A 13,622-nucleotide genomic window follows, 5' to 3' on the forward strand; every position below is an offset into this window, starting at 1 on the left:
GGTCAATTCGCAAATCGCGCAATTGCCGACAGGATTGCGTCTTCCATGCCCGCATCGCCCGTCGAATGGCCAGCGCCATCGATGGTAACAAGCTCGCTTCCCGGCCACGCCTCGGCAAGTTCGAAAGCGGTGACGGGCGGCCCCTGCAAGTCGCGCATGCCCTGAATGAGTATCCCGGGAATACCGGCGAGGTCTCCGGCATTGCGCAGAAGCGCGCCATCATCCAGCCAGGCCGCATGGTGGAAATAATGGGCGCAGAGGCGGGCGCGGGCGAGAATATACGCGCTGTCGCGCCATTTCTCCGGAAAGGCCGAAATGCCCTCCGCGCTGATCGAGCCCGCCTCCCACAGGTGCCACTCTAAGGCGGCCTTTGCGCGCACGGCGGGATCGGGATCATTCAGAAGCCGGCGATAGGCGCCGACCGGATCTTGCCTGGACATGTCATCGGGGATCGCGGCGATGAAACGCTGCCACTGCTGCGGCAGAAACATTGCCAGCCCCTTGTACAGCCAGTCGATTTCCCTATGCCGGGTGGTGGTGACGCCGGCCAGAACCATGCCGCGAACATGTCCTGTGTGGCGCTGTGCGTAAGTGAGGGCCAGCGTGGAACCCCATGAACTGGCGTAGATCAGCCAGTCTTCCACCGCGAGGGCACAGCGAATGGCCTCAATGTCATCGATCAGATGGTGTTATTCTCAAGGCTATCAGCGGCGTTTGGCGTGCTTTGACCGCAGCCGCGCTGGTCGAACTGGACGATGCGGAAAATGGCAGGATCGAAATAGCGTCGCGCTGTCGATGACAATCCTGAACCAGGCCCTCCATGCAGCAGGATCGCAGGTCGCCCCGCCGGATTGCCGGCAATCGTCACGTGCAGCCGATGGCCCTCGGAAACATCAAGGAAAATCATGTCTGATGGCGTGATTTCAGGGAAGAGCTCGGCCATCTGACGTCCTTTTTTCAGGCGGGCAAGAGGCGATTACCGGGTGCACGTGACATTCGAATGTCAGCCTCTTCTCGGCTCAATGCTCACCCTCGCACATGCCGTGATCGGAAAGCGCGCGGATGACATAACAATCCTCGATGGAATGGCCGTGGCAATGGGAGACGATCCGCTCCAGTTCGTGTTCCAGCTTCTTCAGGCTGGCGATTTTTTCCCGCACATCGGCAAGATGTTCGGCGGCGATGCGGTCTGCACCCTCGCACGGCATTTCCCGGTGCTGGCTGAGCGCGATCAACTCGCGAATGGCGTCTATGTTCAGGCCGAGATCGCGCGCGTGGCGGATGAAGGCCAGCCGTTCGAGATCGGATTTTTCGTAGCGGCGCTGGTTGCCCTCCGAACGATCCGCCTCGCGGATGAGGCCCATCTGCTCGTAATAGCGGATCGTGGGCACCTTGACGCCGGTGCGTTTGGACAGTTCACCGATGGACAGCATGGCTTTCTCCATATCTCCAGTCTCTAGAGATATGGCTTTTCCGTCCCCGGTTCAATGGCCTCAAGCGGCCTCGTTGACGCCAAGCGCCTGGGCCAGTGCCTTCAGAATCTGCGATTCGAGGCTTGCCATATCCGGCTGGGCGGAAGCGGCCACCTCAGCATTGGCGCCAGTGGAGGCCGAAGCGCTGCTGTCCATGTTCCAGAGAGCCGCAGCCAGGCTCGCGGAGGCACCGGCCAGCGGGGCGACGGTGGTGGCGACATTGCCCGCCACCGAAATGGCGCGATGGGCCGCCCGCGTGAGCTCCTGCAACGCCTCGGTGGTGGACTGGCTCTCCCGGTTATGCGCAGGCGCGATGCCGCGGACCGGAGAGGCGAAATTGATGCTGCTGGTTGCTGCGATAGTCGTCATGACTGTGAGTCCCCTAGTTTTGATGGGGTATTTTTAAGGTCCGAAACATTCCCGAAGATTGCGTCATGCACGTCTTGTGCAAAAAATAACCGCAATATACTATACCCCCCTATAGTATATGAGGTCGACCATGTCCCATACCATCCGCAACAAGGAAAAGCTTCTCGCCCGCATCCGCCGCCTGAAAGGGCAGATGGAAGCGGTCGAACGTGCGCTCGATGATGCCAAGCCCTGCGGCGAGGTGCTGCAGCTGCTCGCTTCGGTACGCGGCGCGCTTTCGGGCCTGACGGGGGAGGTAATACAGGAGCATCTGCACGAGCACGTGGTGCATGCCGAAAATGAAGACGAACGGGCGCGGGCGGCGGAAGAGCTGGCCCAGGTGCTGAAGACCTACATCCGGTAAAACCGACAGGATTAAGCGACATGACGACGACATCCGAATACCGCGCAGCAGCCGGTCACGACCATGTTTTCCTTGGTCAGAACCACGAGCGTAATGAAAGGCGCGTCTGGATGGTCATCGCACTGACCGCGGCGATGATGGTGGCGGAAATCGTCGCCGGTCACTGGTACGGCTCCATGGCGCTAACGGCGGATGGCTGGCACATGTCCACCCATGCGGGCGCGATGCTGATTTCGGCACTCGCTTATCTCTATGCCCGCCGCGAGGCCCGCAACCCACGCTTCACCTTCGGCACCGGCAAGTTCGGCGATCTCGCGGGTTTTGCCAGCGCCATCGTGCTGGCGGTGGTGGCGTTGCTGATTGCCGTGGAAAGCGGGATGCGCCTCGTCAGTCCCGTCGAGATCGATTTCAACCAGGCCATCCTCGTCGCCATCATCGGCCTTGCCGTCAATCTTCTCAGCGCCGTGCTTTTGAAGGACGACCATCACCACGATCATGGCCACGGCCACGGTCATGCCCACGGCTCACATGCCCACCATGGGCACGGCAGCCACGCCCACCATGATCACGGGTCCCATGCCGGGCACCATGCCGGGCACGGGGCAAAGGGCGGCCGGGACAATAATCTGCGCGCTGCCTATCTGCATGTGCTGGCGGATGCGCTGACCTCGGTTCTGGCAATCGTCGCGCTGCTGCTCGGCAAGTGGAACGGCTGGTCGTTCCTTGATCCGTTGATGGGTATCGTTGGCGGTCTGGTGATTGCCCGCTGGTCATGGGGCCTGATCCGCTCCACGGCGACAACCCTGCTTGACGCGCTGCCGCCGGCTGAGGATCTGCCGCAGGAAATCCGTGAAAGCGTGGAGACGGAAGAGGATCGCATTACCGACCTGCATGTCTGGCAGGTGGGGCCGGGGCATCACGCCGCCATCGTGGCGATAGTTTCGCAGGCGCCCAAAGCACCGGCATTTTATAAGCAGAAACTTGCCGCCATACATGAACTCTCGCATGTGACGGTGGAAGTCAGCCCGGCAAGAGGCTGATTGGAATCGCCTATTCGGTATATTCCGAATAGGCGCTGCGTACCCATTCAGCCTGCGCTTCCGCCTTGTCCTCGGGGGAGGCGGTGGCCGCATCCTGATAGGCCGGCGCGCTGCCGTTGCCTACGGCCCATAGAACATTGGCCAGCGACTGGGAAAGAATGGTGCTGGAAACGGTGGGGTTGCCGGGGCCGCGTTTTACCGCCTGCTCCTCCGGCGCGCTTTGGGCGCTGCCAGCTTTTTCGATGTCACGGATGCGACCCTGATAGTTATATCCGCCAATATTGCTTTCGATCTGCATGTCGGTGATTCCGCGTTCAAAAGTTAACGAATGGTTAACGGCGGCGACTTGTCCGAAACTTGCGCTTGCTGCGCTGCAGCGACTGTCGAGGGTTGACAGCTGGCGAAGTAGTGCTTCGTTTTGGCATAGTGAAGACGGGGCAGGAGGCAATTGCCAGCTTTGTCCCCTCGCGGCATTGCAGTCCAGTTTAAATTTCTGGCGCCGTGAATACCTCACTCCCGTCATTCCGGCCTTGAGCCGGAATCCAGCCGACGCGCGTCTGCGCGGCGAGAGAGTCCTTTCAGCCCAAGGACTTGGGCTGGCTGGATACCGGCTCAAGGCCGGTATGACGGAAAGAGGAAATCTCGCGGACGCGGCCAATCCGTCCGGTGCCGGATTACGCCGTTTCCTTCTCCACCGACATAACCGTTTCCTGGAGCTTTTCCGGCTCCTCCGCCTTCACCTCCGCCTCAACCTCCTGCGGTGCGGGCGTCACCATCGCAGCCACCAGTGTGTCGAGCCCGATGCTGCCGACCGGCTTGCCGTCCTCGTCCACCACATGGGCCTGCGTCTCGTTGGCTTCCGACATGTCGCGGGCAATGGTTTCGAGCGTTGCGGTCTCGGGGACCGGCATGCCCTCGGGCTTGCTCTCCAGCGGCTCCATGACAGTGTTTGCCTGCAGCACGCGGCCACGATTGACGTCGCGCACGAAGTCGGTGACGTAACCATCGGCCGGCGAGAGGATGATGCTCTGGCCGTCGCCCTGTTGCACCACTTCGCCGTCTTTCAGGATGGCTATATGGTCGCCCAGCCGCAAAGCCTCGTCGAGATCATGGGTGATGAATACAACGGTCTTCTTCAGTTCCTGTTGCAGATCGAGCAGCATCGTCTGCATATCCACGCGGATCAGTGGATCGAGCGCCGAATAGGCCTCGTCCATCAGGAGAATATCGGCGTCATTGGCAAGCGCCCGGGCAAGGCCCACACGCTGCTGCATGCCGCCGGAAAGCTGGTTCGGATAATAATCCTCGTAACCGGCAAGGCCGACACGCTCCAGCCAGTAACGGCCCTTTTCCTCGCTTTGCCTGCGCGGTACGCCTTGGATATCGAGGCCGTAGACGCTGTTTTCGAGTACCGTGCGATGCGGCAGAAGGCCGAATTTCTGGAACACCATCGCCGTCTTGTGGCGGCGGAATTGCCTGAGCGCCGAGGCGCTCATGCCGCAGATATCCTCGCCGTCATAAAGAACTTCGCCGGCGGTCGGGTCGATCAGCCGGTTGATGTGGCGGATCAGTGTCGATTTGCCGGAGCCTGACAGCCCCATGACGACGGTGATCTTGCCGCCCGGCATGGTGATGTTGATGTTGTTGAGGCCGAGAACGTGGTTGTGCCGGTCGTTCAGCTCGACCTTGTCCATGCCTTTACGCACCGCTTCGAGGTACTTCTCGGGATGCTTGCCGAAGATCTTGTAAAGATTCCTGATTTCGATGCTTTTAGCCATGGGAGACCTCGCGGTATTTCTGCAGGCGCTTGCCGAAAGCCTGGCTCGCCCGGTCGAACATGATGGCGATGGCGACCAGAGCGAAACCGTTCAGGAAGCCCACCGTGAAGAACTGGTTGTTGATGGCCTGCAGCACATTCTTGCCAAGCCCGCCGACACCGACCATGGAGGCGACGACGACCATGGCGAGCGCCATCATGATGGTCTGGTTGATGCCGGTCATGATGGTGGGCAGCGCCAGCGGCAGCTGCACGTTGAACAGCTTCTGACCGTTGGAGGAACCGAAGGCGTCTGCCGCCTCAAGCACTTCGCGGTCAACGAGGCGGATGCCGAGGCTGGTCAGGCGAATGACGGGTGGAATGGCATAGATCACCACTGCGATCAGGCCCGGAACCTTGCCGATGCCGAAAATCACCACCACGGGGATGAGATAAACGAAACTTGGCAGGGTCTGCATCACGTCGAGCACGGGATTGATGAGACGTTGCAGGCGTTCGGAACGACCCATCAGAATGCCGAGCGGCAGGCCGATGACGATGGCGATCAGGGTAGCGATGGCGACGATGGAGAGCGTCGTCATGGCATCGCGCCAGAGGCCGACCGCGCCTATCATCAGCAGGGAAATGGCGGTGCCGCCTGTTATCTTGAAGCTGCGTCCGGCCAGATGCACGATGGCGAGAATGACCAGCATGGTAATGATCCACGGTGTCTGGATGAACAGACGCTCCGAGGAATTGAGGAAAAGCTGCAGCGGGTGAACGACGACGTCGATCGCATCGCCGTAATTGCGCACGATATCGCGAAACCCGTCATCGATGGTTTTGCGAGCCACGCGCATGGTGGAGTTGTCGATTGCCGGGAACTTGCAGAGCAGGTCCGGCAGGTAGGTGCAGAGGGCCATTATTGTTGTTTTCCCTTTGGGTTGTTGGGGGTCGGGCGAGGTTGGAGTGGGCGGATCACCCCCCTCTGTCCTGCCGGACATCTCCCCCACAAGGGGGGAGATCGACCTGCGGCACGGCCTTGCCCATCTCGATGGTTGAGGATGAAGCGGTGATAGCGCGCCCAGCCGATCTCCCTCCTTGTGGGGGAGATGCCCGGCAGGGCAGAGGGGGGTAAGCCAAGGTTGAGAACCGAAACTTTCCCGCTCCATTATCCCGTCACATCGAAGCCTTGATCTTCTCAGCCACCTCGGGCGAAACCCACTTCGTCCAGAGTTCCTCATGGTTCTCGAGGAAATACTCGGCCCCATCTTCATTGGTGCCCTGATTTTCATCCATCCACGCCAGAACCTTGGCGACGGTGTCGTTGTCCCACTGCCGCTTGCGGATGTAGTCGATGGAAGGGCCCGCCTTTTCGGCGAAATCCTTGGTCACGACGGTGAAGACCTCCGCCACCGGATAGGCATTCGGCTTGGGATCGGCGCAGTCCGCCTTGGCGATGCAATTGTCGTAAGCCGCCCGGTCAAGCGGAACGCCATCGTCCAGCTTCACCATATCGTATTTGCCGAGAATGGCCGTCGGAGCCCAATAATAGCCGAGCCAGCCCTGCTTCTTTTCGTAGGCATTGGAAATAGAGCCATCCAGACCGGCCGCGGAGCCGGTATCGATCAACGCAAAGCCCTTTTCATCAGCCTTGCGGGCCTTGAACAGGTTGGCGGTGGTTGGCTGGCAGCCCCAGCCCGGCGGGCAGCCGAAGACGGCGCCCTTGCTGGCGTCTTCAGGCGCGGGAAACAGTTCGGGATGCTTCAGCGCATCCTCGACGGTCTTGATGTCTGGATGTTCGTCGGCGAGATATTTCGGAATCCACCAGCCTTCAACGCCGCCTTCGCTCAGGATTTTGACTTCCTGAATGAGATTGCCGCTCTTGACGGCTTCCTCGTAGGGGGTGCCAAGTGTGTTCACCCACATTTCGGGCGCCATGTCGGGCTGGCCCTTTTCATTCATGGAGGTGAAAGTGGGGGTGGTGTCGCCGCTGACGACATTGACCGTGCAGTCATAGCCGTTTTCCATGATGAACTTGTCGACGTAGGCCGCGACACCGGCGGATGCCCAGTTCATTTCGGCGATGGTGATGCTGCCGCAGCTGTCTGCGGCATTGGCGGAAGATGCTGCACCGGCAGCGATGGTAAAGCCCGTTACGAGAATGGTCGAGGCCAGGAGTTTCTTCATGAGGAGACCTCCAAGTCTGATGCAGTGTTTTCATTTGGCAAAGCGGGAGCACTGCAAAGCCCGGATTGCCAAGGGCGAACTGACATGGCGCGTGGAGATGCCGAAAACCCGGCGAGAGAATATCCGCAGAACAAGCCGCGAGATTGCCGCGGAAACTGCGGCGAAAAGGCGCATGAATATGTCAACGCCGTGCATAATACGGCCAAAAAGTGATATTGCAACGCGGCAATGCGCAGGGCAGCCATGCAGGTGATCTATGGAGCGATTTTCCTGTCCGGGTAATACATGGCGTGTATTTTATTATTCAGTAGAAAATATAGACTATACAGTAGATCGAAATAAAAATTCCCAATAATTTCAAGTTTTGTTTAAATAAGAAATTTTTGCCGCAATTTGTGGAAAAAATAATCTGAAATCTTTTTTCGCGAGGTATTTTTGTGCGAAACGATGCGGGCGGCAGCCTACGCCGCCCGCATCGGGCATCAGACGGCGTCCTTGCCGGCTACCTTCAGCGCGAAGGCGTATTCGAAGGCTATTTCCTCCAGCCGCTGGAAGCGGCCCGACTTGCCACCATGGCCGGCCGCCATGTTGGTCTTGAGCAGGATCGGCGCTTCACCCGTGGTCTTTTCGCGCAGCTTCGCCACCCATTTGGTCGGCTCCCAATAGGTCACACGCGGATCGGTGAGGCCGGAAAGCGCCAGAATCGGCGGGTAAGGCTTCGCACCGACATTGTCATAGGGGCTGTAGGCGGCGATCCAGCCATATTCCTCTGCCGATTCCAGCGGATTGCCCCATTCCGGCCATTCCGGCGGCGTCAGCGGCAGCGTGTCGTCCAGCATCGTTGTCAGCACGTCCACGAAGGGAACGGCGGCGATGATGCCGGCAAACTTCTCCGGCGCCATGTTGGCGACGGCGCCCATCAACATGCCGCCGGCAGAACCACCTTCGGCGATGATGCGCTCGTAAGACGTGAAGCCTTCCTGAACGAGATGATCGGCAGCGGCAATGAAGTCTTTGAACGTGTTCTGCTTGTGCTCCATCTTGCCGGTTTCGTACCACTCGAAACCCTTGTCCTTGCCGCCGCGAATATGGGCGATGGCATAGATGAAACCACGGTCCGCCAGAGACAGCGTCGTGGTGGAGAAGGAAGCGGGAATGGTGATGCCGTAAGCGCCGTAGCCATAGAGCAGGCAGGGGGCGGAGCCGTCGAGCGGCACGTCCTTGCGGTAAAGCAGCGAGACCGGCACCAGCTCGCCATCATGCGCAGGGGCCATGATGCGGCGGGTGATGTAATCATCAGGGTTGTGGCCCGATGGCACTTCCTGCGTCTTCAGAAGCGTGCGTTCGCGCGTCACCATGTCGTAATCGAACAGTTGGCTCGGCGTCGTCATCGAGGAATAGGAGAACCGGATGACGTCGGTGTCATATTCCACCGCGCCATGCAGGCCGAGCGAATAGGCCTCTTCGGCAAAAGCGATGGAATGTTCCTCGCCGGTGCGGCGGTCGCGGATGACGATGCGCGGCAGGCCGTCACGGCGTTCCAGCCATATCAGATGGCGGGCATAGGCATCGACGGAGAGGATCAGCCGGCCCGGCTCATGCGGCACCACCTCTTTCCAGTTTTCCTTGCCGGGCGCCGTGACCGGGGCTTCCACAATGCGGAAATCCTTGGCATCGCCGTCATTGGTGAGGATGAAGAAGACATCGCCGCCTTCGCACATCGAATATTCGATGCCCTCTTCGCGTTCCGCCACGATAGCCGGTTCGGCGGTCAGGTCTTTCGTGGAGAGAATGCGATATTCGCTGGTCTCATGATCGTGAATGTCGATGAAGATGAAATCATCGAGAACGGACGCACCAACGCCCATGAAGAAGCCGGGATCCTTCTCCTCATAGACCAGCCGGTCGGCCGATTGCGGCTCACCGATAATATGGTGGAAGACCTTGGAAGGGCGGTGGTTTTCATCCTGCAGCGTATAGAAGAAGCTCTTGCCATCGGGCGCCCATGCGCCGCCGCCACCGGTGTTTTCGACGATATCGGCAAGGTCCTCGCCGGTTTCGAGGTTACGGATGCGCAGGGTGAAATATTCCGAGCCCTTGTCGTCATAACCCCAGATGCCGTGTGTGTGATCGGAAGACTGGTCGAGACCGGACAGGCGGAAATAATCCTTGCCCTCGGCCTCTTTATCGCCGTTCAAAAGCACCTGTTTCTCACCGCCGCCGCGCGGGGTGCGGAAATAATGCGGCTGCTCGCCGCCGGTCACGAAAAGCGTGCCATAGGCATAAGGCCCGTCATTGACCGGCACGGAGGAATCGTCCTGCTTGATGCGGCCCTTCATCTCCTCGAAAAGCTTCTCCTGAAGCGCCTTGGTGTCGCCCATCGCCGCTTCCATATAGGCGTTTTCCGCCTCCAGATGGGCGCGGATCGCCGGGTCGAGAATGGAGGTGTCCTTGAACATGGCCTGCCAGTTATCGGCCCGGAACCATGCGTAATCGTCGGTGCGGGTAATGCCGTGATGCGTATCCTGAACGGGCCGTTTTTCGGCGGTCGGGGCGGCGGGCAGGTTCTTGAAAATCGGCAATGGAAACTCGCTTTCCTGTAAAAATTCTTGAGCGGCACCAAGATGTAGAGCGGGGCTTGCGGCCGATCAAGTTTCAAATCTCCACAGGCGGAATGGCGTTCGGGCACAATTTCGTCAGCTTTCGATCACATTTTGGCAATATCCGGCAAATCAGCGATGATGCGTGCCACCCGCTGGCACGCCATCCATCGTCAAGAACAAACGAAAAAACTGACAGGACCCCATGCGAAAGCTTCTTCCCGCTGCCCTTTCTGCCTTTTTCCTTGGCTTGCAGACCCTTACCCCCGCTTTTGCGATTGATGCCAGCGTCATGCGGCAGTTGAACGCGCTTGCTCCCGAGGAGCGTCTGGAGCAGCGTTGCGACATTGAGGCGATGGAGCGGATAGCAACCGAGCAGAAGGGCATGAAGCCGGACAAGGTGATCGCCTATACGTTCGGTGATCCGGAAGTGGGAAAAAACTCCATCAAGGCGCCGGGCGCGGTCTTCAGAAGTTCGGGCGAATGGTACAAGCTCAGATACAAGTGTCAGCTGAAGAGCGATAGTCTCAGCATCCAGTCCTTTGACTACCGTGTGGGCGACAAAATTCCCGAGGAGCAGTGGAAGAAGTTGTATCTTTATGACTGATCACGGAATTTTTCGGTTTCGAACCGGCGTTTAGCCGCCGCTTTGTTGCCCCGTCGCAACCGGCTCTGTAACCCTGACATCTGATCGAAGTGAGGGGCACAGACATGGCGAGACGATTCAAGGGACTTTCTGCTTTTCCGATAACGCCGGCAGATGAGGCAGGGCGGGTCGATGTTGAAGCCTTCTCCGCCCTGATCGAGCGGCTGGATGTCGCGGCAGTTGATTCGGTCGGCATTCTCGGCAGCACCGGCATCTATATGTATCTCACCCGCGAGGAGAGACGCCGCGCCATCGAAGCGGCGGCCGCCGTCCTCAAGGGCAGGCGCACACTGATGGCCGGCGTCGGCGCCTTGCGCACCGATGAAGCCGTGGCGCTGGCAAGGGATGCGGAAGCGGCCGGTGCCGATGCGCTGCTGCTCGCGCCGGTCTCCTACACGCCGCTGACGCAGGAAGAGGCCTATCACCATTTCGCCGCCGTGGCGGGTGCGACGGGCCTGCCGCTCGCCATCTATAACAACCCGACGACCACCCGCTTCACCTTCAGCGACGAACTTCTGGTGCGGCTCGCCTATATTCCCAATATCCGCGCCATCAAGATGCCGCTGCCCGCTGATTCCGATTATGCGGGCGAGCTTGCGCGGCTCAGGCCCAAACTGTCGGAGGATTTCGCCATCGGCTATAGCGGTGACTGGGGCTGCGCCGAGGCCACGCTCGCCGGCGGCGATACATGGTACAGCGTCATCGCCGGCCTGCTGCCGGTTCCGGCGCTGCAATTGATGCGGGCGGCACAGACCGGCAATGCGGAGGAGGCAAAAAGGCTCGATGCGGTCTTCCAGCCGCTCTGGGCGCTGTTCAGGGAATTCGGCAGCATCCGGGTTGTGTATGCCGCCGCCAATATCCTGTCGCTGACGGTCAGCGAACCGCCCCGACCGATCCTGCCGCTTACGAGTGCGGAACGCCAGCGGGTGGAAGAGGCGCTGGAGGCGCTCTCCGCGCTGGAAACCGCGCCATAATTCGGGCGCTTTGCGGGCGGATTGCCACACACCATGACTGCATGAAATTGCGGAACCAGAAATGATACGTCGTCTCCTCCTCGCTGCCCTGTTTGCCTCTGCCGCCGCGACCGCCTTTGCGGCGAACGGCCTTGTCGAGCCGTCCTTGAAAATGTCGCCGCAGCATGATGGCAAGGTGCGCGTGGCGATGACGCTCGACGCCTGCATGGGCAAGACCGACCACCGCATTCTCGATACGCTCGTTCGCGAACGTATTCCCGCAACAATCTTCGTGACCGCCCGCTGGCTGAAGCATAACAGCGAGGCACTCGCGGTGCTGATGGCAAATCCCGACCTGTTCGAGATCGAAAATCACGGCGAAAACCATGTCCCGGCGGTGGACAAGCCCGTTTCGATTTACGGCATCGCTGCTGCGGGATCGGAAGCTGCGGTCGTGCAGGAAGTGGAAGGCGGTCGTCAGGCCATCGTCGCTGCCACAGGCATCCAGCCGCAATGGTTTCGGGGTGCGACGGCCAAATATACAAGCTCGTCCATGGCCACCATCAACCGGCTCGGCATGCGCGTGGCGGGTTACTCCGTCAATGGCGATGGCGGCTCGCTGCTGGGCGCTGCCGCGACGGCCAAACATATCGCTGCGGCGAAGAATGGCGATGTCATCATCTCCCACATCAACCAGCCCACCCACGAGGCGGGCGAGGGCGTGGTGAAGGGCCTGTTGGCGCTCAAGGCACGCGGCGTGATTTTCACGCGGCTGGACGACCCGTCATTCGCGCCGCCGGGGAATTGATCTCCAAGGTTGCCGCCCGTTTCTTCTCCCCGGCGGGGAGAAGATGCCCGAAGAGGGGGCAAGCTTTCCGCATATCTCTGCCCTTGCCCCCTCATCCGGCGCTGCGCGCCACCTTCTCCCCGCCGGGGAGAAGAAATATGCCGCAGGCTTGGCCTTCAAACGGCGCGGACGAAACGAGCTGACAAATCCCCCACATCCACGCCCGTTTTTCGGCGGCGTGCCGTTCGAAATTGCGCTAGCATCTTCGTCATGATACTGTTCAAACGCCCCGACACCGAAACCCTGTATTCCGCCCTTGTGAACAAGGACCGCGCCTATGAAGGCGTGGCCTATGTGTGCGTGACCTCGACCAAAATCTTCTGCCGCTTCACCTGCACGGCGCGCAAACCGAAGATCGAAAACTGCCGGTTCCGCGAGACCATCGCCGAATGCCTGGAGGCGGGGTTCCGCCCCTGCAAGCGCTGCAAACCGATGCTCTCCTATGGCACGGCCGATGAAACGGTAACGCAACTGCTGACGGTGCTGGAAAACGAACCGGCGCGGCGCTGGCGTGAGGAGGATGTGGTGGCGCTTGGCCATGATCCCTCCACCGTGCGCCGCACCTTCAAGCGCCGTTTCGGCATGAGCTTTCTGGAAATCGCCAGATTGCGCCGCTTGGGCGATGCGGTGGAAAGCATCGCTTCCGGCGAAGCGGTGATCGGCGCGCAGATCGACGCCGGTTACGACTCCGGCAGCGGCTTCCGCGCCGCGATCAACCAGTTCTTCGGCTCCTCTCCCGCCGCCATGAAGGGCAGGGGGTTCCTGAAGGGTGACTGGATCGATACGCCGATTGGTCCGATGCTCGCCGTTGCCGACGATCATGCCCTGCATCTGCTAGAATTCGCGGACCGGCCGGCGCTTCCGGCCGAACTGAAGCGGCTGAAGAGCCGCACCGGCGCGGACATGGTGCTCGGCCGAACGGCGGTAACAGGTCAGATCGAAGCCGAGCTCAAGGCCTATTTCGCCGGGCAGTCAGCCTCCTTCGAAACCCGCCTTGCCGGCCAGGGCACGCCCTTCGAGCGCGATGTCTGGCGCAGCCTGCGGCAGATCCCGGTGGGTGAAATCGTCAGCTATTCGGCACTCGCAACCGCCATGGAAAGGCCATCCGCCGTGCGCGCGGTGGCACGCGCCAACGGTGCCAACCAGATCGCCATCGTCGTGCCGTGCCACCGGGTGCTCGGTGCGGATGGCAGTCTGACCGGTTATGGCGGCGGCCTGTGGCGCAAGAAATGGCTGATCGAGCATGAGCGTCGCATGGCGCAAGGGCAGGTGCGCGAGATGCCGCTCGCTTCCTGAGCGGTTGTAGGGTTTCAGGAGATTTTCCGTTGGCGGAGGCGCGTCGCGCC

General features: G+C 60.4%; 14 protein-coding genes and 1 pseudogene. 6 read left to right on the top strand and 9 right to left on the bottom strand.

Annotated elements, in window-relative coordinates:
* Positions 1-2 precede the first annotated feature (2 nt).
* The 3 genes and pseudogenes from pip to EGT36_RS30475 form a co-directional block, all read right to left on the bottom strand.
* Positions 3-943: pseudogene (pip, locus tag EGT36_RS11025) on the bottom strand (prolyl aminopeptidase).
* A gap of 76 nt (positions 944-1,019) precedes the next feature.
* Positions 1,020-1,433 (bottom strand): MerR family transcriptional regulator, encoded by a 414-nt coding sequence (locus EGT36_RS11030; RefSeq protein WP_004440587.1) that lies wholly within the window; start codon positions 1,431-1,433, stop codon positions 1,020-1,022.
* A 60-nt stretch (positions 1,434-1,493) separates the two neighbouring features.
* The gene (locus tag EGT36_RS30475) at positions 1,494-1,841 is read right to left on the bottom strand and encodes a hypothetical protein (protein WP_035210801.1); all 348 of its coding nucleotides are present in this window, start codon (positions 1,839-1,841) and stop codon (positions 1,494-1,496) included.
* Positions 1,842-1,971: 130 nt separating this feature from the next.
* On the opposite strand from EGT36_RS30475, the gene dmeR reads away from it, so the two are divergent.
* Together dmeR and dmeF are read left to right on the top strand one after the other, a co-directional pair.
* Entirely contained in the window at positions 1,972-2,244 is a 273-nt protein-coding gene (gene dmeR, locus EGT36_RS11040) for a Ni(II)/Co(II)-sensing transcriptional repressor DmeR (RefSeq protein ID WP_037091645.1), read from the top strand.
* 20 nt (positions 2,245-2,264) lie between these two features.
* Positions 2,265-3,284 (top strand): CDF family Co(II)/Ni(II) efflux transporter DmeF, encoded by a 1,020-nt coding sequence (gene dmeF, locus EGT36_RS11045; RefSeq protein ID WP_125270402.1) that lies wholly within the window; start codon positions 2,265-2,267, stop codon positions 3,282-3,284.
* 10 nt (positions 3,285-3,294) lie between these two features.
* Here dmeF and EGT36_RS11050 read toward each other — a convergent pair whose 3' ends face one another.
* The 6 genes from EGT36_RS11050 to EGT36_RS11080 all read right to left on the bottom strand — a co-directional run bounded on the left by EGT36_RS11050 (position 3,295) and on the right by EGT36_RS11080 (position 9,812).
* The gene (locus tag EGT36_RS11050; RefSeq protein WP_004440595.1) at positions 3,295-3,582 is read right to left on the bottom strand and encodes a hypothetical protein; all 288 of its coding nucleotides are present in this window, start codon (positions 3,580-3,582) and stop codon (positions 3,295-3,297) included.
* Between the two features lie 376 nt (positions 3,583-3,958).
* The gene (locus tag EGT36_RS11055; RefSeq protein ID WP_125270404.1) at positions 3,959-5,062 is read right to left on the bottom strand and encodes a quaternary amine ABC transporter ATP-binding protein; all 1,104 of its coding nucleotides are present in this window, start codon (positions 5,060-5,062) and stop codon (positions 3,959-3,961) included.
* Positions 5,055-5,963 carry an ABC transporter permease gene (locus EGT36_RS11060; protein ID WP_004440601.1) on the bottom strand — a complete coding sequence of 303 codons (909 nt, stop codon included), beginning with the start codon at positions 5,961-5,963 and terminating at the stop codon, positions 5,055-5,057. Before EGT36_RS11060 ends, EGT36_RS11055 begins: the two co-directional genes overlap by 8 nt.
* A gap of 256 nt (positions 5,964-6,219) precedes the next feature.
* A complete protein-coding gene (locus EGT36_RS11070; RefSeq protein ID WP_004440603.1) occupies positions 6,220-7,230 on the bottom strand; it encodes an ABC transporter substrate-binding protein in 1,011 nt (336 codons plus the stop codon).
* Between the two features lie 357 nt (positions 7,231-7,587).
* Positions 7,588-7,713: a hypothetical protein gene (locus tag EGT36_RS30995; RefSeq protein ID WP_257784218.1), complete on the bottom strand. Its 126-nt coding sequence runs from the start codon at positions 7,711-7,713 to the stop codon at positions 7,588-7,590.
* Positions 7,713-9,812: a S9 family peptidase gene (locus EGT36_RS11080; protein WP_125270406.1), complete on the bottom strand. Its 2,100-nt coding sequence runs from the start codon at positions 9,810-9,812 to the stop codon at positions 7,713-7,715. The genes EGT36_RS30995 and EGT36_RS11080 overlap by 1 nt, the downstream gene beginning before the upstream one ends.
* Before the next feature lie 223 nt (positions 9,813-10,035).
* Here EGT36_RS11080 and EGT36_RS11085 point away from each other — a divergent pair, with 223 nt between their 5' ends.
* The 4 genes from EGT36_RS11085 (at position 10,036) to EGT36_RS11100 (ending at position 13,572) form a co-directional block, all read left to right on the top strand.
* Positions 10,036-10,437 carry a DUF930 domain-containing protein gene (locus EGT36_RS11085; RefSeq protein ID WP_004440606.1) on the top strand — a complete coding sequence of 134 codons (402 nt, stop codon included), beginning with the start codon at positions 10,036-10,038 and terminating at the stop codon, positions 10,435-10,437.
* A gap of 104 nt (positions 10,438-10,541) precedes the next feature.
* Positions 10,542-11,450, top strand: coding sequence for a dihydrodipicolinate synthase family protein (locus tag EGT36_RS11090; RefSeq protein WP_037091630.1), 909 nt, complete (start codon positions 10,542-10,544; stop codon positions 11,448-11,450).
* 61 nt (positions 11,451-11,511) lie between these two features.
* The gene (locus EGT36_RS11095; RefSeq protein WP_035210808.1) at positions 11,512-12,237 is read left to right on the top strand and encodes a polysaccharide deacetylase family protein; all 726 of its coding nucleotides are present in this window, start codon (positions 11,512-11,514) and stop codon (positions 12,235-12,237) included.
* Between the two features lie 249 nt (positions 12,238-12,486).
* The gene (locus EGT36_RS11100; protein ID WP_037091627.1) at positions 12,487-13,572 is read left to right on the top strand and encodes a bifunctional transcriptional activator/DNA repair enzyme AdaA; all 1,086 of its coding nucleotides are present in this window, start codon (positions 12,487-12,489) and stop codon (positions 13,570-13,572) included.
* Positions 13,573-13,622: the final 50 nt, after the last annotated feature.

The organism is Agrobacterium sp. FDAARGOS_525, from assembly GCF_003938925.1.
GTDB classification, from domain to species: domain Bacteria; phylum Pseudomonadota; class Alphaproteobacteria; order Rhizobiales; family Rhizobiaceae; genus Agrobacterium; species Agrobacterium pusense.